Source organism: Klebsiella sp. CN_Kp104 (genome assembly GCF_040064515.1).
Lineage (GTDB): Bacteria > Pseudomonadota > Gammaproteobacteria > Enterobacterales > Enterobacteriaceae > Klebsiella > Klebsiella aerogenes.
This window is the reverse complement of sequence record NZ_JBEAII010000029.1, coordinates 252112-273411: the sequence shown is the minus strand read 5'-3', so window position 1 is coordinate 273411 and position 21300 is coordinate 252112. Positions and strand designations below refer to the sequence as shown.

The 21300-nt window shown below is 57.6% G+C and carries 17 protein-coding genes; 5 read left to right on the top strand and 12 right to left on the bottom strand.

Going from position 1 to position 21300, the window contains the following annotated elements:
- Positions 1 to 72 precede the first annotated feature (72 nt).
- Genes dhaM through dhaK form a run of 3 tightly spaced genes read right to left on the bottom strand, consistent with a single transcriptional unit; the run spans position 73 to position 3215 of the window.
- Positions 73 to 1491 carry a dihydroxyacetone kinase phosphoryl donor subunit DhaM gene (dhaM, locus tag ABLU80_RS16225; protein ID WP_348850202.1) on the bottom strand — a complete coding sequence of 473 codons (1419 nt, stop codon included), beginning with the start codon at positions 1489 to 1491 and terminating at the stop codon, positions 73 to 75.
- A 10-nt stretch (positions 1492 to 1501) separates the two neighbouring features.
- Positions 1502 to 2134: a dihydroxyacetone kinase subunit DhaL gene (dhaL, locus tag ABLU80_RS16220; protein ID WP_007372179.1), complete on the bottom strand. Its 633-nt coding sequence runs from the start codon at positions 2132 to 2134 to the stop codon at positions 1502 to 1504.
- 10 nt (positions 2135 to 2144) lie between these two features.
- On the bottom strand, positions 2145 to 3215 hold the full coding sequence (gene dhaK, locus ABLU80_RS16215) for a dihydroxyacetone kinase subunit DhaK (protein ID WP_032709201.1): 1071 nt from the start codon (positions 3213 to 3215) through the stop codon (positions 2145 to 2147).
- A gap of 556 nt (positions 3216 to 3771) precedes the next feature.
- Between dhaK and ABLU80_RS16210 the strand changes: the two genes are divergently transcribed.
- Both ABLU80_RS16210 and dhaR read left to right on the top strand, forming a co-directional pair.
- Positions 3772 to 4869, top strand: coding sequence for a glycerol dehydrogenase (locus ABLU80_RS16210; RefSeq protein WP_007372182.1), 1098 nt, complete (start codon positions 3772 to 3774; stop codon positions 4867 to 4869).
- A gap of 113 nt (positions 4870 to 4982) precedes the next feature.
- Positions 4983 to 6914, top strand: a complete 1932-nt coding sequence (gene dhaR, locus ABLU80_RS16205) for a dihydroxyacetone kinase operon transcriptional regulator DhaR (RefSeq protein WP_348850201.1) — start codon at positions 4983 to 4985, stop codon at positions 6912 to 6914.
- Positions 6915 to 6924: 10 nt separating this feature from the next.
- Here dhaR and ABLU80_RS16200 read toward each other — a convergent pair whose 3' ends face one another.
- Positions 6925 to 7620, bottom strand: a complete 696-nt coding sequence (locus ABLU80_RS16200; protein ID WP_015369605.1) for a helix-turn-helix domain-containing protein — start codon at positions 7618 to 7620, stop codon at positions 6925 to 6927.
- A 516-nt stretch (positions 7621 to 8136) separates the two neighbouring features.
- Between ABLU80_RS16200 and ABLU80_RS16195 the strand changes: the two genes are divergently transcribed.
- The 3 genes from ABLU80_RS16195 to ABLU80_RS16185 all read left to right on the top strand — a co-directional run bounded on the left by ABLU80_RS16195 (position 8137) and on the right by ABLU80_RS16185 (position 12191).
- On the top strand, positions 8137 to 9825 hold the full coding sequence (locus ABLU80_RS16195; RefSeq protein ID WP_015369607.1) for an arylsulfatase: 1689 nt from the start codon (positions 8137 to 8139) through the stop codon (positions 9823 to 9825).
- A 71-nt stretch (positions 9826 to 9896) separates the two neighbouring features.
- Positions 9897 to 11159: an anaerobic sulfatase maturase gene (locus ABLU80_RS16190; RefSeq protein WP_348850200.1), complete on the top strand. Its 1263-nt coding sequence runs from the start codon at positions 9897 to 9899 to the stop codon at positions 11157 to 11159.
- A 36-nt stretch (positions 11160 to 11195) separates the two neighbouring features.
- Positions 11196 to 12191, top strand: coding sequence for an HAD family hydrolase (locus tag ABLU80_RS16185; RefSeq protein WP_045414279.1), 996 nt, complete (start codon positions 11196 to 11198; stop codon positions 12189 to 12191).
- Between the two features lie 112 nt (positions 12192 to 12303).
- Here ABLU80_RS16185 and ABLU80_RS16180 read toward each other — a convergent pair whose 3' ends face one another.
- The 8 genes from ABLU80_RS16180 to ABLU80_RS16145 all read right to left on the bottom strand — a co-directional run bounded on the left by ABLU80_RS16180 (position 12304) and on the right by ABLU80_RS16145 (position 21067).
- Entirely contained in the window at positions 12304 to 13296 is a 993-nt protein-coding gene (locus tag ABLU80_RS16180; protein WP_348850199.1) for an oxygen tolerance domain protein, read from the bottom strand.
- Positions 13293 to 14816 (bottom strand): VWA domain-containing protein, encoded by a 1524-nt coding sequence (locus ABLU80_RS16175; protein WP_348850198.1) that lies wholly within the window; start codon positions 14814 to 14816, stop codon positions 13293 to 13295. Before ABLU80_RS16175 ends, ABLU80_RS16180 begins: the two co-directional genes overlap by 4 nt.
- Positions 14813 to 15790, bottom strand: a complete 978-nt coding sequence (locus ABLU80_RS16170; RefSeq protein ID WP_348850196.1) for a VWA domain-containing protein — start codon at positions 15788 to 15790, stop codon at positions 14813 to 14815. The genes ABLU80_RS16175 and ABLU80_RS16170 overlap by 4 nt, the downstream gene beginning before the upstream one ends.
- Entirely contained in the window at positions 15783 to 16223 is a 441-nt protein-coding gene (locus ABLU80_RS16165; RefSeq protein WP_348850195.1) for a DUF4381 family protein, read from the bottom strand. The genes ABLU80_RS16170 and ABLU80_RS16165 overlap by 8 nt, the downstream gene beginning before the upstream one ends.
- Complete coding sequence (locus tag ABLU80_RS16160; protein WP_063444759.1) at positions 16224 to 17126, bottom strand: DUF58 domain-containing protein; 903 nt, start codon at positions 17124 to 17126, stop codon at positions 16224 to 16226.
- Positions 17126 to 18124 (bottom strand): MoxR family ATPase, encoded by a 999-nt coding sequence (locus ABLU80_RS16155; RefSeq protein ID WP_086557637.1) that lies wholly within the window; start codon positions 18122 to 18124, stop codon positions 17126 to 17128. The genes ABLU80_RS16160 and ABLU80_RS16155 overlap by 1 nt, the downstream gene beginning before the upstream one ends.
- A complete protein-coding gene (locus ABLU80_RS16150) occupies positions 18121 to 19416 on the bottom strand; it encodes an anaerobic sulfatase maturase (protein WP_143830311.1) in 1296 nt (431 codons plus the stop codon). The genes ABLU80_RS16155 and ABLU80_RS16150 overlap by 4 nt, the downstream gene beginning before the upstream one ends.
- Before the next feature lie 82 nt (positions 19417 to 19498).
- The gene (locus ABLU80_RS16145; protein ID WP_087876716.1) at positions 19499 to 21067 is read right to left on the bottom strand and encodes an arylsulfatase; all 1569 of its coding nucleotides are present in this window, start codon (positions 21065 to 21067) and stop codon (positions 19499 to 19501) included.
- Between the last annotated feature and the right edge of the window lie 233 nt (positions 21068 to 21300).

Sequence of the window (21300 nt, the reverse complement as noted above, 5' to 3'; positions counted from 1 at the left end):
TGGTTCCTGATCAGTAAGCGAAAACTCACCCTCCGGAGGCGGGCCTCCGGAGTGGTAACGGTCAAAGTGGATTTAGCGACGAATAAGGCGTTGCTGACGCATATCGAGCGTGATGGCTTCGCCAGGCTGAATATCATTCAGCGCTTCGCCCTGCTGGCATAGCCAGGCGATCCCCGCCGCACGGGCGATAATCGCGCCGTGGGCCTGTTCGCTGCCGTCGCGCAGGCACAGGCCGGTGACCTGGCTGGCATCCAGTTGGAGTACAGTCGAGGGATAAATATTGTCGGCGATAATAATCGTCGGCTCACTGGCGAATGGCAGCGTCTCCTTTATACCCTGCAGATGGCGCAGCGTGCGCTGCAGAATATCGTCGATATCGATATAACGGGCCTGCAGATAGGCGTCATCCAGCTGGCGATACTGCTGGCTGAGCTCCATCAGCACTTGATGCCACGCCCATTCCGCCGAGCACTGTTCGGTGAGCAGGCGATCGTTGGCGGCATCAAACAGATCTTCATCGTCGAGCAAGGTGTGATGACCGGCGAAAATCGCCGCGATATCGGCGTTAAATTTGTGTTCCGCCAGCTCGGTGAGCGCATTGAGGTCGGCCAGCGTCTGGTCGATCGCCTGGCGCAGGCGCTGCTGCTCGCGAGCAACGTCGGCGGCGGCGGGGAGCGCCGGTTGGATCGGCGCCAGCGGATAAAGCAGCGCCGCGCCTTCAACACGAGCAGGTATGGCGGGTTCCGCAGTCGGCTGCGCCTCCGGCGACTCGCCGAAGTTATCGGCGGCTAGCGCCTGAAACGCCGCCAGCGCGGCATCGGCGTCCGGACCGCGGGCCAGCAGGCGCAGCTTATCGTGGCGGCGCACCTGCAGCAGAGCGATTTGATTCAGACTGTCCGGGGTGACGCATTTGCCGTTTTTCTCCAGCACCAGGTCGGCGTTAAAACCCGCCAGCGCGGCGACCAGCTTTGATGCCGGACGCACGTGCAGGCCGTTGTGATTGTTAATAATGACTGAAACCGATTTAGCGTCGCCGTCGTCAGCAAGTGTTGGGGCGGCGGCGTCAGGCGTGTGCGAAGGTAAACCCAGCTGAACCCGCTTGGCTTCCAGGGCGTTCATGGCATCGGCGATAACTTTGTCGATTCCGGCGCCGGAGGCGGCGCTGACGGTGGCCGCCAGCGTCCCTTCGACCAGCGGCGCGGCGCACAGCCGCACTTTTGCCGCCATCGCCGGATCGAGCAGATCGAGGGCGGTTTCGGCGCTGAGCAGGGCGCTGCCGATATCCATCATCACCAGTACATGGTCGGTATCGGCGACGGATTCGATCGCCTCCATGACTTTAATCGGATCGGTGCCGATCGGGCTGTCAGGATCGTCGATCCCGGCGGCGATCGCCAGCTTACAGCCATCGTTCATTAACATCTGCCGGGCCAGTTCTCCGACACCTTCGCCCAGCCGGGCGCTATGAGAAACAATAACCAGGTTTACCATCGCGATTTCCTTACTCTTTGGCGGCGGCAGCCAGCATCTGAACCATAAACAGCACCGAGGTCGCGCCGGGATCCTGATGCCCGATGCTGCGCTCGCCGAGATAGCTGGCGCGGCCTTTACGGGCCTGCATGGTGATGGTGGCGTGGGCGGCGCGCTCGGCCACTTCGCAGGCGGCATCCAGCGCGGCAGGGATAGACAGATGTTGCTCGCTGGAATGACGCAGGGATTCCACCACCGGCAGCCAGACGTCGCACATCGTCTTATCGCCCGGCTCCGCTTTACCGCGGTTGACGACGCCGTCCGCGCCTTCGCGGATCATCTGATAAAGCTCGTCGAGGGTCAGGCTCTGATGCGCCTGGGTGACCTGGGCGGCGCGGATAAAGAAGGTGCCGAACAGCGGGCCGCTGGCGCCGCCGACGTTGGAAAGCAGCGTCATCCCGGTATTCTTGAGAATAAAACCGATGTCTTTATCGGCGATCGACGGCAGCTTTTCGACGACTTTGCTGAAGCCGCGATGCATATTGAGGCCGTGGTCGGCGTCGCCGATCTCTTTATCAAGGCCGGTGAGAAAATCGCTCTGTTTGGTGAAAATGTCGCCGCAGCGGTACAGCCAGTCGACGATTTGCGTTCTGTTCAGTGACATGTCGTGCTCCTTATTTTCCCCAGTTCAGCGCCGGGGTGTGGACCGGGGCGTCCCATAACGCCAGCGTGTCATCATCCGCTTTCAGCAGGGTGATGGAGAAACCCGCCATATCCAGCGAGGTGCAGTAGCTGCCGATGAGGTTGCGTTCAATCACAATGCCGGAGGCTTCGCAGCGCTGGGCAAGGCGGTTGTAAACGCCGTACAGTTCGGAAAGCGGGGTGGCGCCGAGGTTATTGACCAGTGCGATAACCCGATCGCCGTTTTGCAGCGCGGTTTTGCTCTGTTTCACTTCCTGCCACGCTCCCTTGACGTTATCCCACTGGCGCAGCGTGCGGCTGTATGCGCCGTTTTCCAGCAGGGTATCGAACATCTCATCGACGGTTTGGTCGAGCGAGCTGAAGCGGCGGCGGTCGATACCCGGCTCGCCATGGATGCCGACGCCGAACTCCATCTCATCATCTTTCAGGGTAAAGGAGGGCTGTCCGGCAGCCGGTACGGTGCAGGCGCCCAGCGCGATGCCAATCGAGTGGCCAAGGTTATTTAAACGGCGGCCCAGTTCAGCGCAGGCTTCCAGCGAGTCGCCGCGTTCGGCGGCGGCGCCGACCAGTTTTTCAATCAGTACGGTATTGGCGACGCCGCGGCGTCCGGCGGTATAGAGGCTGTCTTTTACCGCCACGTCGTCATCCACCACGACGGTGGCGACCTTAACGCCGCTTTCGTGTAGCAGCTCGGTGGCGGTCTCAAAATTCAGGATGTCGCCGGTATAGTTTTTGATAATCAGCAGGACGCCTTCGCCGCCGTCAATCTGCATCGCGCATTCGAACATTTTGTCCGGCGTCGGCGAGGTGAAAATTTCCCCCGGACAGGCGCCGGAGAGCATGCCCTGGCCGATGTAGCCGCAGTGCATCGGTTCGTGTCCGCTGCCGCCGCCGGAGAGCAGCGCCACTTTGCCGGCGACCGGCGCATCGGCGCGGGTGACATAGACCGGGTCCTGGTGCAGCGTCAGTTCAGGATGCGCCTTCGCCAGGCCGATAAGCTGTTCACTCAGTACATCTTCCACACGGTTAATCAGTTTTTTCATTGTTTATGCTCCGTAGGGTAGGGAGAGGTCGCCTGTCTATAAGGGTAGCCCGGCGATGTAGTGATTCTGGCTGAGCGGGCACAAAATAAAATGCCGTCAAAATTGGTTCCATAACGGAACGTAGAAAAGAGTTTTTGTTCCTTTATGGAACATTAATTGCCGATAAACAGGAGAAATGCGAGCCAGCGCTAATAATTTGTCCGTTTTTTTCTGCTATCAGAAATGGGGCAAGGATGATTTTTTTCGCCATTGTGCCGCATTGAGGCGATTTTCTGCGTTAAAGAGGGGAGACGATAGCGGCTTTTTTGCCAAAATGAGCCGATCGCGATCGCAATCCCATCGCTTTCTCAGTCACATTGTTTCAATGTGAAACGCATTATTTTTTTATCTGTTTCAGAACAGAACAAAAAAGGGAAAAATTTTTTTCGCCGCTGCTCGCCATACAGTGGATGCATCGCTCCGGCAGCGTGGCTGTAAGCGCCATTGATATCTGGCGCCGCGGCATGATGGCCTGGGCTCACGTGTCAACATACGCACTTATTTGAGGGTGAAAGGAATGCTAAAAGTTATTCAATCTCCAGCCAAATATCTCCAGGGACCTGATGCCGCCATGCTGTTTGGCGAATACGCTAAAAACCTGGCCGACAGCTTTTTTGTTATCGCCGATGACTTCGTGATGAAGCTGGCGGGCGACAAAGTGTTGAACGGCCTGCATAGCCACAATATTAGCTGCCATGCGGAACGGTTTAACGGCGAGTGCAGCCATGCGGAAATCAACCGCCTGATCGCCATTCTTAAGCAGCACGGCTGCCGTGGCGTGGTGGGTATCGGCGGCGGGAAAACCCTCGATACCGCGAAGGCGATCGGCTATTACCAGAAGCTGCCGGTGGTGGTGATCCCGACAATTGCCTCAACCGATGCGCCGACCAGCGCGCTGTCGGTTATCTACACTGAGGCGGGCGAGTTTGAAGAGTATCTGATCTACCCGAAAAACCCGGATATGGTGGTGATGGACACGGCGATTATCGCCAAAGCGCCGGTACGCTTGCTGGTGGCCGGGATGGGCGATGCGCTCTCCACCTGGTTTGAAGCCAAGGCCTGCTTCGATGCGCGAGCCACCAGCATGGCGGGCGGGCAGTCCACGGCGGCGGCCTTGAGCCTGGCGCGCCTGTGCTATGATACGCTGCTGGCGGAAGGCGAAAAAGCACGCCTGGCGGCTCAGGCTGGAGTGGTGACCGATGCGCTGGAGCGTATTGTCGAAGCCAACACCTATCTGAGCGGTATCGGTTTTGAGAGCAGCGGCCTGGCCGGCGCGCACGCGATTCACAACGGTTTCACCATCCTTGAAGAGTGCCACCATCTGTATCACGGCGAAAAAGTCGCTTTCGGCACCCTGGCGCAGCTGGTACTGCAAAATAGCCCGCTGGAAGAGATCGAAACCGTGATGGGCTTCTGTGAAAAAGTCGGCCTGCCGATCACCCTTGCGCAGATGGGCGTGAAAGAGGGTATCGAAAGCAAAATCCATGCGGTGGCGAAAGCCACCTGCGCGGAAGGCGAAACCATCCACAATATGCCGTTCCCGGTCACCGCGGATAGCGTCTACGCCGCCATCCTGACCGCGGACCTGCTTGGGCAGCAGTGGCTGGCGCGTTAAGTTTTTCGTATGGCTCTATGCCGCGGCGCATTGCGGCATCAACTCCTCCCTCCGGCAGCCGCTGCCGGAGGGTTTTGTCGTTTTAACTGTGTTAACTCCAGCGGAAAAGGGATATGACAGCTCAGACTCAGGGTGCGGAAAATGAAGTTTCAGCCGTTATCAGCCAGTCGTGGCATCGCTGCAGCAAATTTATGCAGCGTGAAACCTGGCAGGCGCCGCATCAGGCGCAGGGGCTGACCTTTGAATCGATCTGCCGTCGCAAAACCGCGCTGCTGACCATCGGCCAGGCGACGCTGGAAGATGCGTGGGAGTTTATGGCCAACCGTTCCTGCGCGCTGTTCATCCTTGATGAGTCGGCCTGTATTCTGAGCCGCTGCGGTAACCCGCAGACTCTGGAACAGCTGGCGGAACTGGGATTTCGCGACGGCAGCTACTGCGCGGAGAGCATTATCGGCACCTGCGCGCTGTCGCTGGCCTCGATGCTCGGGCAGCCGGTCAACACCGCGGGCGACGAGCACTTTAAGCAGGCGCTGCGGCGCTGGTCGTTCAGTTCGACGCCGGTGTTCGATAACCATGGCCGCCTGTTTGGATCGATTTCGCTATGCTGCCTGCGCGAAGAGTGGGCCCCGGCGGATCTGTCGCTGACGTTGGCCATCGCCCGCGAAGTGGGTAACTCGCTGCTTACCGACAGCCTGCTGGCGGAATCTAACCGCCACCTTAATCAAATGTACGGCCTGCTGGAAAGTATGGATGACGGGGTGATGGCGTGGAACGAGCAGGGAGTGCTGCAGTTTCTCAACGTGCAGGCGGCCACACTGCTGCATCTCGATACCCAGGCCAGCCAGGGGCGGAATATCAACGAACTGCTGACCCTGCCGGCGTTGCTGCGCCGCGCGATTAAACAGGCCCGCGGCCTTAATCATGTGGAAGTTACCTTCGAGAGCCAGCATCAGTTTATCGACGCGGTGATCACCCTGAAGCCTATCGTGGAAGAGCAGGGCAATAGCTTTATTTTACTGCTCCACCCGGTGGAGCAGATGCGTCAATTAATGACCAGCCAATTGGGCAAAGTGAGCCATACCTTCGAACAGATGTCGGCGGATGACCCGGAAACCCGCAGGCTGATCCACTTTGGCCGCCAGGCGGCGCGCGGCGCTTTCCCGGTGCTGCTGTGCGGCGAGGAAGGGGTGGGTAAAGAATTACTGAGCCAGGCGATCCATAACGAAAGCGAGCGGGCGCCGGGCCCATATATTTCGGTTAACTGCCAGCTGTACGCCGACAGCGTACTGGGCCAGGATTTTATGGGCAGCGCGCCAACCGACGATGAAAATGGCCGCCTCAGCCGCCTTGAGCTGGCTAACGGCGGCACGCTGTTCCTGGAAAAAATAGAGTATCTGGCCCCCGAGCTGCAGTCAGCGCTGCTGCAGGTGATAAAACAGGGCGTGCTGACGCGTCTTGATGCCCGGCGGCTGATTCCGGTGGATGTGAAAGTGATCGCCACCACCACCGTTGACCTCGCCAACCTGGTGGAGCAGAACCGCTTTAGCCGCCAGCTGTACTATGCGCTACATTCGTTTGAAATAGTCATTCCGCCGCTGCGGGCGCGGCGCGGCAGTATTCCTTCGCTGGTGCATAGCCGTCTGCGTCGGCTGGAGAAACGCTTTTCATCGCGGCTGAAGGTCGATGACGACGCGCTGGCGCAACTGACCGCCTACTCGTGGCCGGGCAACGATTTTGAACTCAATAGCATTATTGAGAATATCGCGATGAGCAGCGATAACGGGCATATCCGCTTAAGCAATCTCCCCGAACATCTCTTCTCTACCCGGCCTGGTAGCGAAACGGCCTCATCGCTACTGCCGTCGAGCCTGTCTTTCAGCGCCATCGAGAAAGAGGCGATTATCCAGGCGGCGCGAGTGACCAACGGCCGGGTACAGGAGATGTCGCAGTTGCTGAATATTGGCCGTACCACGCTGTGGCGCAAGATGAAGCAGTACGATATCGACGCCGGGCAGTTTAAGCGCCGGGGGCAGGATAAGAGTTAAGCCAACGGCGTTAATATTTTTCCGGCAGCTCGTTGACAATATCGACGAGCTCGCCGTTTTTCATCGTGATATAGCCGCCGTTTTTCAGATCGGAAAGTACCTGAAACAGATAGCTACGCGACATTTTTGTGCGTCGCAGGATAAAGTTCGCCAGGCTCGGGTCGTGTAATACACCCTCATTTTTCTGCTTGAGATAGCGATAAATCATGGAGCGAATGACAAAATAGCGGGTGCCAATAGCTCTTTCGTCATGCGCATCGAGCAAAAACGCCAGCGTGATGGCCATCATGTTCATCAGGAAGGTGAATTTATCGGGCTGAGTAAAATGTTTCTCAAAGTATTCGAGATTACAGCTGAACACTTTGACATTTTTTTTGGCGGTATAGTGCAGCTGAATACCCGGGCCATAACTTTCGACAATACCAAAAAACATTCCTTTGATGCCTTTGCCGACCTGAAACAACTTTTTCGCCTGTGTTTTCGCTTTTCCTGGGGCGAGAATAAAGTTGTGCTCCTGCATCTCAACGGCAATAACGCCCTCAAGAACAATAATAATCTCGCCTGTACTCAGGGTGAAAGACGTATCATCGGCAATCTGGCGTATATTACTGCTATGACTTAATGAGTCTATCGCCTTTATATTCTTTGAAATCATCTTATTATATTCATCGATGATGTGGGAATAGGGCGTTTGAATACGACTCATCTTCTCTCCGGGCTTAACTCTACCGCTTTATTACTCTTTGCTATTTTGCAGTGGCGATACTTTATATTTTGATGGCGCGAAATTACGCCTGATACAAAATATCTAAATTTAAATGCTGGCGCCAGATAGCAGGCGACACTTTTAGAGTCCGTTAACGGACTGATCTATCGCTCTTTTTAAAACACTCACTTAGACTGTTTTAGTGGGTAGTTGGGCTTCTTTTTTTAGTAACTAAGAATCCACTTAAATATTGAATGATAATATTGCTTTTGCGGCGGGTTTCTTTAGCGAAACGGTGATAGTGATTCGCTTTGCATTAATTAAAAAATAAAACCAGAACCTGTGGATTTTTATTGCTTTCTCTACTTCACTTAAGCGGAATCGCCTCAGTAGCGACAACAACATTTGCCGATGTCGCTCATCTCATATTGAGACTTATCTAATCTGACAATGCCTGCCTGATATTAGCCAAATCGTAAGTTAAATCAGGCGCATGCTGAGCAATGAGGTTTGAAGATGAATAAAAAATACAAGGGTATCGGCGTGCTGGCTTTTGCCGCCGGTTCGTTATTACCCGGCGCGACGGCCAATGCCGCCGATCAAAATGCGGCTGGCCCCAGCGATGGTGCGGCAAAGAAGCCCAATATTATCCTGATCGTCTCTGACGATACCGGCTATGGCGACCTCGGCGTCTACGGCGGCGGCGAAGGCCGCGGTATGCCGACGCCAAACCTCGACAGAATGGCCGATGAGGGGATGACCTTTTTCGACTTCTACGGCCAGCCGAGCAGTACGCCGGGCCGCGCGGCGATGCAGACCGGGCGCATTCCCAACCGCAGCGGTATGACCACCGTGGCTTTCCAGGGGCAGGGCGGCGGTTTACCGAAAGAAGAGTGGACGCTGGCCTCGGTACTGAAAACCGGCGGCTATAAAACCTTCTTTACCGGTAAGTGGCACCTCGGCGAAGCCGATTACGCGTTACCTAATGCTCAGGGCTACGACGAAATGAAATACGTCGGCCTCTACCACCTGAACGCCTATACCTATGCCGACCCGACCTGGTTCCCGGATATGGATCCGCAACTGCGTGAAATGTTTACCCGTGTCACCCGCGGCGCGCTCTCCGGCAAGGCGGGCGAAGCGCCGAAGGAAGAGTTCAAAATTAACGGCCAGTATGTGAATACCCCGGTCGTTGATGGCAAAGAGGGCGTGGTCGGGATCCCATTCTTCGACCGCTACGTCGAGAAGGCCTCGCTGGACTATCTCGAAGCAAACGCAAAATCTTCCGAACCGTTCTTCATGAGCATCAACTTTATGAAGAACCACCAGCCGAACATGCCGGATCCGGATTACGTCGGCAAGTCGATGTCGAAGAGCAAATACGCCGACTCGATGGTGGAAATGGATGCCCGCGTTGGCCATATCATGGATAAGCTGCGCGAGTTGGGGATCGATAAAAACACCCTTGTGGTATGGACCACCGATAACGGCGCCTGGCAGGACGTCTATCCGGATGCCGGCTATACGCCATTCCGCGGCACCAAAGGCACCGACCGCGAGGGCGGCAGCCGCGTTCCGGCTATCGCCTGGTGGCCGGGCAAGATTAAAGAGCATAGCCGTAACCACGATATCGTTGGCGGCCTCGATCTAATGGCGACCTTTGCTTCGGTGGCCGGGATTAAATTACCCACCAAAGATCGTGCCGGGCAGCCGATTATCTTCGATAGCTACGATATTTCACCGGTACTGTTTGGCACCGGTAAAGATCCGCGTACCTCCTGGTTCTACTTCACTGAAAATGAGCTGACCCCGGGGGCGGCGCGCGTCGGTCACTATAAGGCGGTGTTTAACCTGCGCGGCGATAACGGCGCGAAAACCGGCGGCCTGGCGGTGGATTCCAACCTCGGCTGGAAAGGGCCGGAGTCGTATGTCGCAACGGTGCCGCAGATTTTCGACCTCTGGCAGGATCCGCAGGAACGCTACGATATCTTTATGAACAACTATACCGAGCATACCTGGACGCTGGTGACCTTCAATGAAGCCATCACTAAGTTGATGAAAACCTACGTCGAGTATCCGCCGCGTAAGCCGCAGAGCGAAGCCTACAGTGGGCCGATTACCCTGTCGCAGTATCAACGCTTTAGTAATATCCGCGAGCAGTTACAAAAAGAAGGGTTCCAGTTGGCGATGCCGACCGGTAATTAAAATGACGTTGGCCCGGGCGAGATGTCCGGGCCTTTTGCTGTTTTGAGCATTCTAGAGATAGGTTCTGGTCGATGAAAAAAAGCACCACCATTCCATTAACGCCATTACAGAACCAGGGGCGCTATCTGCCCGCCTATAAACGCCGCTATCACATGATGGCGAAACCCAGCGGCTCCACCTGCAACCTGGACTGTCAATACTGTTTTTATCTGCATAAAGAGCAGCTTTTACATCAGCCGCACGACAAAGGAATGAGCGACGAGGTACTGGAGAATTTCATTCGTCAGTACATCCAAAGCCAGGACGGCGAAGAGATTATTTTCTCCTGGCAGGGCGGCGAGCCAACCCTGATGGGACTGGAGTTTTTCGAAAAGGTCGTTGAGCTGCAAAAGAAATATCAGCCGAAGCACCAGCGCATTGAGAACGATCTGCAGACCAATGGCGTGCTGATTAACGATAAGTGGGCCGCCTTCTTAAAGGTGCATAACTTCCTGGTCGGGGTATCGATCGATGGCCCGCGCGAGATCCACGATCGCTTCCGCGTGACGCGCAGCGGCAAGCCGACCTTCGATAAGGTCATGGAAGGGGTCGCGGCGCTGAAGCGCCACGGCGTGCCGTTCAACGCGCTGGCAGTCGTTAACCGGGTGAATGCCCGTTTCCCGCGCGAGGTATATCGTTTTCTTACCCGCGAACTCGGTGCCACCTATATCCAGTTTACGCCCTGCGTAGAGGCCGCCGAGTTTAAAACCACCGCGCCGCAGTTCTGGCGCGAAGAGACGATCCCCATCACCGGCAGCCGCCGGGCGAAACCGGGGGATCTGGATTCAATCGTCACCGACTGGTCGGTGGATCCGGACGATTGGGGACATTTTCTGACCGAAGCTTTTGATGAGTGGGTGACCTGTGATCTGGGCCGCGTGCAGGTAAATTTGTTCGAAACCGCCGTGGTACAGACTATGGGGCTTCCATCCCAGTTATGCATCACCGCGCCGTTTTGCGGCAAGGCACTGGCGATTGAGAAAAACGGCGACGTCTACTCCTGCGATCACTACGTCTACCCGGAATATAAGCTTGGCAATATTAAGGCGCATAAGCTGGCGCATATGGTCTTTTCCGAGCGGCAGAAAGTGTTTGGCATGGGCAAGAAAGAGACGCTGCCCGCCTACTGCAAAAGCTGCCCGCATCTGAATTTATGCTGGGGCGAATGCCCGAAAAACCGCATCGTGCGCGCCCCGGACGGCGAAGAAGGGCTCAATTATTTGTGTCCTGGCTTTCGCCATTTTTACGCGACGGTTAAACCGACGCTTGAGAAGATTGCCGCCATGCTGAAGTAGGTCTGGTTTTTGGCGGTGGAATAAGAAGGAAAAACAATGAAAAAAACAGTACTGCTCAGCATGCTGCTATTGAGCTTCACCAGCGCGGCAGCCACCGATATGCTGCCGGCATGGAAAGATACCCCTGCTAAACAGGCGATTGAGCAATGGGTGCAGGGGGCGACGCGTGAAGGCGGGGCGGACTTTATTCCGCTGGATAAGCGCTACGTGGTTTTTGATAATGACGGCACCCTGTGGCCGGAAGCGCCGCTGACTTTCCAACTACAGTTCGCGGTGGATGAAGTGAAACGGCTGGTGCCCGAACATCCGGAGTGGAAAAAGGATCCGCTGGTGGCGGCGGTACTGAACAACGATTTGAAAACGGTAGCGGCGGGCGGCGAAAAAGGGTTGCTCAAGCTGCTGGCGTTAACCCATAGCGGCATGACCACCGAAGAGTTTAGTCAGCGGGTCAGCGCATGGTTTGACAGCCATCAGGATAAACGTACCGGCTGTCGCTACGACCAGTTGGGATATCAGCCGATGCGCCAGTTGCTGGACTATCTGCGCGCCAATGGTTTTAAAACGTGGATCGTTTCCGGCGGTGGAATTGACTTCATGCGCGTGGTATCGGAGAAAATGTACGGTATCCCTCCGGAGCAGGTTATCGGTTCGTTCGCGCTCAGCGAATTTAGTCTGACGGACAATGGCACCCAGCTTCGCAAAACGATGAAAGGCGCATTTAATGATGACGCCGCGGCCAAGCCGGTGGCGATCCACCTGTTTATGGGTCAGCGCCCGGTTGCGGCTTTCGGCAACAGCGACGGCGATCTGGCGATGCTACAGTACACCGCAGCCAACCCGAACTATAAAACCTTCGAGCTGCTGGTACACCATACCGATGCGGCGCGGGAGTATGCCTACGACAGCCATCCTTCCGCCAGCGGCAAGCTGGTGAAAGGATTGACCGAGGCGAAACAGAAGGGCTGGACGGTTGTCGATATGCAGCAGGACTGGAAGACGGTATACGACCCGGCGCAGTGTCAGGTGAAATAAAAAACGCCGCCGGGCAATGGCGGTGAGTTCGGAACCGTATTTTTGCCGGATGGCGGCTGCGCCTTATCCGGCCTACGAATCGTATCCGGTCAACCGCCGGGAAGTGCTTTGTCTAAGGGGCCAGCGGTGGTAACGGCTGCGGCTGCCAGAAACGCCGCCAGCGTCGACTAATGCCGAGAAGCGTTCGATAACACCAGCGGCGGCCAAGCCATCCCCCACCGGCAGCGGCAATCACTATCCACATCAGGCTCTGCCAGGTGACCATTCCCGTGGTACCGCGCAGCGCTTGCTCCGCGCCGCCCTGTCGCGCCGCGGCGACGTTCAACGTTTCTCCCGCCAGCTTTGCCGTTTGCCATTGATGATTAACGGTATCCCACCAGCGCAAGCTAATCGGTGGTAGCGTCAGCGTGCCGCTATGGCTGGGCAGATAACGCAGCCGCTCCACCCGATGAGCGCCTATGATATCGCCGCGCTCGCTTTTTAATGCCTCACTGACCGGCGCCAGACGCTGGCTTTCGCTACCGCTAATGGCGTACAGCAGCGGTGGAATTTGCCCCGGTAGCGCATCCTGCGCCTCGACGGTCACGATACGGTCAACGACATCACCAACCCGCAGCGTGGCGTCTTTCCCCGCGTGGTACTGTTGAATTTGCTGGCTGAGCGTCAGCTGGCTGGCCGGTAAAAAATGGTCCGCCTGAGTGGTATTGGCCGGCCAGTTTACCGGGCGTTCCAGCGCCGGAAGATGTACCGTGACCGGCGCCTGATTGGCGGAGGTCGCGGTAATGTCGATCGCCGGCAGGCGTAGCACGCCCTGCTGCCAGGCGCTGACCTGACGTTCAAGGCGAATGCCGCTCCAGACGATCCCGTTCTTCTTGCGCGTCACCAGTTGTGAAGGCAACGCGGTATTCAGAAGTTCGCCGTTTTTGACGGCAAACTCGGGCCACTGCGGCGGCGGGTTAAACCAGCTATCGGTCCACCAGGTGATCGCCACCCGAACCGGCTGGCCGGGGACGATCTGCGCCGGCGCTTCCAGTTCACGGGTGATGTCCATCGCCGCATGCGCCGGCAGGGTGGCGGCCAGCAGAAAAAGTAGCGCTTTGTTCATGGCGTGGTATCTCCCGAGCCGTTGCGATACAGGCTTTTCAGTAGCCCCGTTGGCGAAACATCCAGCGCATCAAACCATTGATTAACCTGCGGACTCTCCCCGGCAATAGCGCCGATTTGCTGCTGATCGATGCCCTGGTTTTTCTGCAGGTCGTGGACCAGCTTATCCGGGCCGTCGTCCATCGCATCGCCCTGCGCCTGTTGGCGCTCGCGCTCTTGCTGGCGAATGCCCATCACAATCTGCGAGATTTTATCGCGATTTTGCAGCGCCATGGACCAGTCAGGATGTAGGTAGAGGGCGCGATCGTAGCTGTCGAGCGCCTGCTGCCACTGCTTTTGCTGAGCATAGCTGTTGCCCAGCCACAGCAAGGTTTCCGCGGTTGGCGGCGCGGCGCGAAACGCGCTGGCGGCGGCAGGATAGTCGCCCGCCCGATACCAGGCGATACCTTGCCATAACGGATAGCGATAATGCCCGGCGGCAGCGGCGTAGTCGCCGCGGCGAAAGGCGTGCTGCCCCTGAATATCGGGGCGAACCCAGGCATCGAGCCAGGCGGCATCGCTGTGCGGCGACCACAGCAGCGCGGGAAATAGTAGCGCTACCATCAGTAACTGGCGTCGCCAGAACAGCAGCAGGAACAGCATCGGCGCGATCAGCAGGTAGCCGCTGTTTTTCCAGTGCAGATCCTCGCGGGCGTTATTTTGCTGAGTCACCGATTGTTGAATGTGGCTGGCGATGATCGGCAGATCGTCGCCATCATCGCTGGCCAGCGTCACCGGGATCCCGGCGTCGCGCAACTGGCGGAAACGATCGACGTTCAGCCGGGTATCGATGCCGAGGCTGGCATACTTATCCGGCAGCGTTCCACCCGCGGCGGTGCCGGGTACCCAAATTTGCAGCGGTAGATGTTGCCCTTTCAGCCAGGTGACATCGGCAGGCGACAGGGTATCGGCAACGAGGATTAGGCTACGCGGGCTGTCTTTGTCTGTAGGCAGATTTTTTAACGCCAGTGCGACGGCCTGCGGCAGGGCGGAACCGCTACCTTCCGGCAGCAAAGAGGGCGACTGGGCGTTGAGAAATAGCTGATAAAACTGCGGATCCTGGGTTAACGGCGTGGTGAGAAAGGCCTGGCTACTGTAGACCACCAGACCGAAATGCGAACCGGGCTGCTGTTGCATCAGCGCGGCGATTTTATGCTGCATGCGCTGATGACGCGAGGGGGGAAGATCCTGGGCATACATCGCCAGATCCTGCTGCAGAATCACCATCACGTTGCTTTGCGGCGTCAGCGCCGCCGGGAGTTCGCGCTGCCAGCTTGGGCCCGCCAGTGCGATGACACCGAGCGCCAGTAGCCACGGCAGCAGCCGGGTTAACCTGCGACGGCGTTGAATAATCAACGCGCGAAAAGGTTTATCCATTAGCGTTGACCATGCGGAAGCGCCATAGCCAGGAAGCCAGGCCACCAGCACACACAGCAGCAGCGCAGTTAAGCGCCACGGATAGAGGAAGTGAAAATCGCTCATGCCATTTTCTCCCTGAGGACACGGCCGCAGGCGGCCAGCAGTAACAGTAACAGCGCGGCGGCGAGCGGCCACGGATAGAGCGGCTGATGCCAGGACCAGCCGAGGCTTTTGACCTGCGCCGGAGTGAGGGCGTCGATTTGTTGCCAGACGCTATCCAGCGCGCTGCCGGAATGCGCGGCGGTCCAGCTCTGGCCGCCGGTGGTTTTCGCGATGCGCTGCAGTAGCGGCAAATCGACTTTGTCTTTGCTGGTATCGCTGAGGTCGCCGAAGGCGATGGTATGAACCCGGACATGGTGGTCGGCAGCAAGCTTTGCCGCCAGTTCAGGCGACAGCTGCGAAGCGGTATCATTGCCGTCGGTGAGTAAAATCGCCAGCTTATCGGCCTGCTTATCGGGGCCATTATCCAGCACCTTAACCGCCACGCCCAGCGCATCGCCGATAGCGGTTTGCTGGCCAATCATGCCCGGCGCCAGCTGATTGATGCGCGTTTGCAGCGCCTGTTTATCTTCGCTTATCGGGGCGAAGGGCCAGGCTTTGCTGGCGAAGATGACCATGCCGATGCGGTCGGATTGGCGGGCGGCGACAAACTTGCGCACCGATTGCTGTACCGCCTGCAGGCGCGTATTACCGCCCTGGACGTCATTTTTCGCCATTGACCCGGAGACATCGAGGATCAGCACGATGTCGCGCATCGGCCTGGTAATATATTGTGGCGGCGTCAGGTATTCCGGCCGCGCCAGCGCGCAAACCAGCAGTGACCAGATAAGCCAGAACAGTACGGCGCTGGCCCCACTTCCGCGTTTTGGCCGGGTATCGAGCTGTAGCGCGTCAATGAGCGAGGGTAAAAACGGTACCCGCACGCGCTCGTCGGTGGTTTTTGCCGGTAGCGGGAGAAAACGAGTGAGCAGCGGCAGCGCCAGCAGTAGCGCGGCCCAGGGCCAGGCGAAATCAATGTGGGCGAGCCATTCAGACATGTGGAAGCTCCTTTAGCCACTGCGCCAGCTGAGCGCGAAGCCGCGCCGTCTGCTGGTCGTTCAGGGCGTTGTCGGCCCGGCAGTAGCGGGCGATGAGCTGGTCGCGCAGGTCAGCATCCAGCGTCAACGACGCCAGCACGGCTTCCGGCGCCAGCGTTTGGCTAACCGTCTGGCGCGGCTGGTGGACCAGCTGCACCCGTTTAATCAACTGCATCCAGCTATCGATGGTATGCGGATGATTGAGCGCCAGCAGCGCTTCTCGTCGCCAGCGGTTGCGCCGCCAGCGGGCGTAGCGGATAAGCAGGAACAGCGCCGCCAGGCCTACGACAATCGCGAGCAGAATCAGCCAGCCGATTGGTAGCGGAAACCAGCTGGGGGCGGGGGGCAGCGCGGGCGTTAGTAGCTCCGGCACCGCATAGCCTTTCTCAAACATTTAAAGCCCTTTTTGTAACTGGCGCAGCAGGTCCTGAGTTACCGTCAGATGATTGACCCGAATACCCAACTGGTTGAGTTGCTGCTGCTGACGCGCCAGCCGACCGATGATGTGTTGACGAATATCGGCGCTGAGCGCGGAGGTGAGGGTGACGCTGGCGCTGCGCCCGCCGTAGCAGGCGGCCAGCGTGCCGGAGCGCGGCAGGCGAAGGTGTAAGTCGTCGAACAGCACAAATGCGCTGACCTCGCAGCGACGGCGCAGATGCGCCAGCATGGCCTTCGCTTGGGCGTCGAGATCGTGAAAATCGCTGAGGATAGCGACCCAGGCGCCGCGCGGAATCGTGCTGACCGCGCGCTGTAGCGCCTGCGAAAGCGTCTGCGTACGCTCCGGCTCGAGAGGATATTGCTGCGCCAGCAACTGGTTGTAATGCGTCAGATCATCCAGCAGCGCGGGTAGAGTGCTACGCGGGGCGCGGCAGGGGTGTAGCGCCAACGTGGTATCGTTAAATACCAGGCTGCCGAGGCGATCGCCATCGTGATGGCTACGCCAGGCCAGCAGCGCGGCGGTTTTGGCCGCGGCGCTGGCTTTAGTTTGCCCGCGGGTGGCGAAATGCATATCTAATCGTTGGTCGACCAGCAAAAAGACCGGGCGCTCGCGCTCTTCATTGTACTGGCGCACCCACGGCGTACGTAGACGGGCGGTCGTCTGCCAGTCGATCATGCGTATGTCGTCGCCGGGTTGATAACGACGCAGGCTGTCGAAGTTGAGCCCACGGCCCTGCTGGCGGGAGGCGCGTTCGCCGGATAACGCCCCTGGTGGGATCTGCCCCGGCGGGTTAGCCATCAACCGCGCCTGCGGCCCGAGGTCGAGCAGCATCTGGCGATTCACGCAGAGTTCGTTCATTAGATCACCACGGCGTTCAGCAGCATGGTAATCACATCGTCGGCGCTGCAACCATCGGCGCTGGCCTGATAGCTCAGCATCAAGCGGTGGCGCATTACCGCCGGCGCGATAAAGCGCACGTCTTCCGGGCGAACCGCGTCACGTCCCGCGAGCCAGGCCTGCGCGCGGGCGCAGCGCTCCAGCGCTAAGGTGCCTCGCGGGCTCAGGCCGTAAGCCAGATAGCTGGCTAATTGCTCGCTGATATGCTGCGGCTGGCGGGTGGCGTTGACCAGTTCGACTATCCAGGTTTCGATAATCGGCGCGACGTGGATGGCGCTAATTTCCCGCCAGCAGGAGGCAATTTCATGTTGGCTGAACCGCAGTGATTCCGCTTCTGGCGCGGGGGCGGTTTTTGCCGCTACGCCATATTTCGCCTGTTGCTCGGTGCGAACCAGCTGCATCACCTGCTGCTCATGCTCTTTTGATGGATAGTCGACCTGTACTTTCATCAGAAAGCGGTCGAGCTGGGCTTCCGGTAGCGGCCAGGTGCCTTCCTGGTCGACGGGGTTCTGCGTCGCCAGCACCATAAACACGCCCGGCAGCGGCCAGCTTTTGCCCGCCACGGTGACGTGGCGCTCTTCCATCGCCTCCAGCAGCGCCGACTGCACGCGGGCCGAGGCGCGGTTGATTTCGTCCGCCAGAATCACGTTGCCGAATACCGGCCCTGGGCGAAAACGAAACTGCTCCTCTTCGCGGCTGGCATTTTGCTGATAAATCTCACTGCCGGTGATATCCGAGGGCAGCAGATCCGGAGTGAACTGGATACGGCGAAACTCGCCGGCGATATGTCGCGCCAGCTCGCGGACGGCGCGGGTCTTCGCCAGCCCCGGCAGCCCTTCGAGCAGGATATGCCCATCGCAGAGCAGGGCGATAAGCAGCATGCGAACGACGTTTTCCTGGCCGAGCACCTGCGCATTCATGCGCTGCTCCAGCTGTAGCATTTTCTCGCGAAGATTCATCGGCTAACTCCTTTAAAATCGCGTTTCACCAGCGTGACGATGCCCGCCAGAATCGGCTCGGCATAGTTGAAAAAGGCTTTAATGCCCGGGCAGAGATAGTTCAAACCGGCTTCGCCGTCGGTGGTGAGCACCAGACGGTTTTTCGGGCACTCGCCGTGGCAAAGCTTCAGGTAAGGGCACTGCTTGCACTGCTGGGGCAGCGTGTCGCATTTACCCATACCGAAAGCCTGCTGACGTTCGGAGAAAGCCATTCGCGCCAGGCTGTTATCGGCGATATTGCCGATTTGATACTCCGGATAGACGTAGTGGTCGCAGGAGAAAACATCGCCGTTTTTCTCAACCGCGAGCCCTTTGCCGCAAAACTCCGCGGTGGTGCAAATTTGCGCCGGCATGCCCATCATCTGGGCGACGGCGGTTTCGAACAGATTGACCTGGACGCGGCCAAGGTCGTTGTTCACCCACTCTTCGAAGGTGGCGATCAGGAAGCGTCCCCAATCGTCCGGGTCGACCGACCAGTCGGTGACGATGGAGTCTAAATCGCCGGGGCGCGCGCGGCGGCTACCGACGGTGGGGATGCTGTCATCACGCCAGAAATGAGGCGCGGTCTGGGTAAAGTCCACTGGTTCGACGCAGGGGTTAAACTGCACGTAGGTCGCCCCCAGTTCGCGGGTAACAAAGCGGTAAACCTCTAACGGGAAACGGGCGTTGGTGCGGTTGACGGTGACCAGCGCATTGAATGGAACGCCGTGGCGCTTCAGGGCGTCGACGCCGGCCATCACTCTATCAAACGTTGGTTTGCCGCTGCGGGTGATGCGATAGCGGTCGTGCAACTCTCGCGGGCCGTCAATCGACAGGCCGACAAGGAATTGATTCGCTTTGAGGAATTCAGCCCAGGCATCGTTAATCAGGATACCGTTGGTTTGCAGATCGTTTTCGATCCGCTGGCCGGGCTTTTTATATTGCTGCTGGAATTTCACCACTTTGTGGAAAAACTCCAGTCCCATCAGGGTCGGTTCGCCGCCCTGCCAGGAGAAGACCACCTGTTCGCCATCCTGTCCATCGATGTACTGGCGGATAAAGTTTTCCAGCGTTTCATCGCTCATGTAGCAGCGCTTGTCCTGTTGGAGTAAGTGTTCTTTGTGCAGGTAGAAGCAGTAGCTACAATCGAGATTACAGGCGGAGCCGGTGGGTTTCGCCATCACATGAAAGCGACGTTGGTAGGCGGGGCCGTTACCCGCGTACTTTTCTGCCGAAGGTAATGCGTTAACAGGCACGGTGGTGCTGTGTTTCATAAATAACTCCCGGATTAGTCAGGTCGAGGGTAAAGCGAGGAGAAAAACAGGGCGGCGAACCGCCCTGGAGTTGATAACAGGGTTATTTGCGCGCGCCCTGGTCAAGCATCGCGCTGACATCGGAGACGGTGAAGGAGCCTGGTTTCTGACGCGGCGGGAATTCTTTAAACGTCGCCAGCATTTCTTTTGCCGACTTCTGCGCGCCGCCCATCAGGAACATGCGATCGTAGAACCAGGATTGGTAGCCCATCCCCTGGTCGCCTTTCTCCAGTGGATCGACGGCAAGGTCAAAGATCATCGGCGCACGCAGTTTGGTGAACGGATAGCGCCACAGATCGAGACCGGTGTGTTCCTGGATCATAAAGTGGATCTTCCAGCGGCCCTGACGCATTGCCAGCAGATCGCCGTCATCGCTCCAGTAGAAGAATTCGTTACGCTGGTCTTTTCCTTTGCCCTGCAGGAAGTCGAGCTGGTTATAGCCATCAAGGTGAACCTTGTAGGTGATGGACGGCGTTTTATAACCTTTCAGCATCTCTTGCTTGATGTTGCTGTCGCCGGCAGCGGCAACCAGCGTCGGGAACCAGTCGTAGCTGGCGAACATGTCGCTCACCACGGTGCCCGGTTTGATGTGGCCCGGCCATTTGATCATTGCCGGAACGCGGAAGCCGCCCTCCCAGCCGGTGTTTTTCTCACCGCGGAATGGAGTTTCGCCTGCGTCCGGCCAGGTGGCGGTCATCGGGCCGTTGTCGGTGGTGTAGATAACGATGGTGTTATCTTCGATGCCGAGATCTTTAATTTTCTGCAGCACCTGGCCGACGATTTTATCGTGCTCAACCATGCCATCGGCATAGGTTCCCAGCCCGGTGACGCCAACGCTGTCGTCTTTGAGGTGGGTTTTGTTGTGCATACGAGTGGTGTTGAACCAGGTAAAGAATGGTTTACCGGCTTTCACCTGACGCGCCATAAAGTCGTTGTTGGCGGCCAGAGTCTCTTCATCTACGGTGCCCATACGCTTCACGGTCAGCGGACCGGTATCTTCGATCTTGCCGTCAGCGGTGCTCTTGATCACGCCGCGCGGGCCAAACTGTTTGCGGAAGTTGGGATCTTTCGGGTAATCCGGGTTTTCCGGCTCTTCTTCAGCATTCAGGTGATAGAGATTGCCAAGGAATTCATCGAAACCGTGCGCGGTCGGCAGGAATTCATCGCGGTCTCCCAGGTGGTTTTTACCAAACTGCCCGGTGGCGTAACCCAACTGCTTGAGGACGTTGGCGATGGTCGGATCTTCTTTCTGCAGACCCTGCGGCGCTCCCGGCATACCGACTTTACTCATCCCGGTACGGAACGGCATCTGGCCGGTAATGAAGGCGGAACGACCCGCGGTGGAGCTCTGCTCGGCGTAGTAGGAGGTAAACTTCGCGCCCTGGGCGGCGATGCTGTCGATGTTTGGCGTCTGGTAGCCCATCAGACCCTGATTGTAGGTGCTCAGGTTCAGGTAGCCGATATCATCGCCAAAAATAACTACGATGTTAGGCTTTTTAGCATCCTGCTTCGTCGCTGCGGCGTCGGCAGCGTGAGCAACGGTCACCGCGCCGGAGGCTAATGTCAGCATGCTGGCTAACATTGTTCTCTTAAAGGGAATGTTTTTAAACATAGTTCGCTATCCTTTTATTTTTCCGGAGTTCTTAATGATCTGGAAAAATATATTGTTAACGAAGCGCCTAATTTATTTTTAAATTAGCAAGGGTGTTTTTTTATTAAAAATAAATTAGACGCTTCAATGGGCGAGAAAACGTTTAACGGTTCTCGTCGGTGTCGGCATTCTATTAAGCTGAATCTACCGATACGAGGGGGGAGTCTCTAAACGGACTGAAATAAATGGCAGGA

Bases quoted from the DNA above. Each gene is read 5' to 3' on its own strand.
- dhaM (WP_348850202.1), bottom strand. From the start codon at position 1,491: ATGGTAAACCTGGTTATTGTTTCTCATAGCGCCCGGCTGGGCGAAGGT.
- dhaL (WP_007372179.1), bottom strand. From the start codon at position 2,134: ATGTCACTGAACAGAACGCAAATCGTCGACTGGCTGTACCGCTGCGGC.
- dhaK (WP_032709201.1), bottom strand. From the start codon at position 3,215: ATGAAAAAACTGATTAACCGTGTGGAAGATGTACTGAGTGAACAGCTT.
- ABLU80_RS16210 (WP_007372182.1), top strand. From the start codon at position 3,772: ATGCTAAAAGTTATTCAATCTCCAGCCAAATATCTCCAGGGACCTGAT.
- dhaR (WP_348850201.1), top strand. From the start codon at position 4,983: ATGACAGCTCAGACTCAGGGTGCGGAAAATGAAGTTTCAGCCGTTATC.
- ABLU80_RS16200 (WP_015369605.1), bottom strand. From the start codon at position 7,620: ATGAGTCGTATTCAAACGCCCTATTCCCACATCATCGATGAATATAAT.
- ABLU80_RS16195 (WP_015369607.1), top strand. From the start codon at position 8,137: ATGAATAAAAAATACAAGGGTATCGGCGTGCTGGCTTTTGCCGCCGGT.
- ABLU80_RS16190 (WP_348850200.1), top strand. From the start codon at position 9,897: ATGAAAAAAAGCACCACCATTCCATTAACGCCATTACAGAACCAGGGG.
- ABLU80_RS16185 (WP_045414279.1), top strand. From the start codon at position 11,196: ATGAAAAAAACAGTACTGCTCAGCATGCTGCTATTGAGCTTCACCAGC.
- ABLU80_RS16180 (WP_348850199.1), bottom strand. From the start codon at position 13,296: ATGAACAAAGCGCTACTTTTTCTGCTGGCCGCCACCCTGCCGGCGCAT.
- ABLU80_RS16175 (WP_348850198.1), bottom strand. From the start codon at position 14,816: ATGAGCGATTTTCACTTCCTCTATCCGTGGCGCTTAACTGCGCTGCTG.
- ABLU80_RS16170 (WP_348850196.1), bottom strand. From the start codon at position 15,790: ATGTCTGAATGGCTCGCCCACATTGATTTCGCCTGGCCCTGGGCCGCG.
- ABLU80_RS16165 (WP_348850195.1), bottom strand. From the start codon at position 16,223: ATGTTTGAGAAAGGCTATGCGGTGCCGGAGCTACTAACGCCCGCGCTG.
- ABLU80_RS16160 (WP_063444759.1), bottom strand. From the start codon at position 17,126: ATGAACGAACTCTGCGTGAATCGCCAGATGCTGCTCGACCTCGGGCCG.
- ABLU80_RS16155 (WP_086557637.1), bottom strand. From the start codon at position 18,124: ATGAATCTTCGCGAGAAAATGCTACAGCTGGAGCAGCGCATGAATGCG.
- ABLU80_RS16150 (WP_143830311.1), bottom strand. From the start codon at position 19,416: ATGAAACACAGCACCACCGTGCCTGTTAACGCATTACCTTCGGCAGAA.
- ABLU80_RS16145 (WP_087876716.1), bottom strand. From the start codon at position 21,067: ATGTTTAAAAACATTCCCTTTAAGAGAACAATGTTAGCCAGCATGCTG.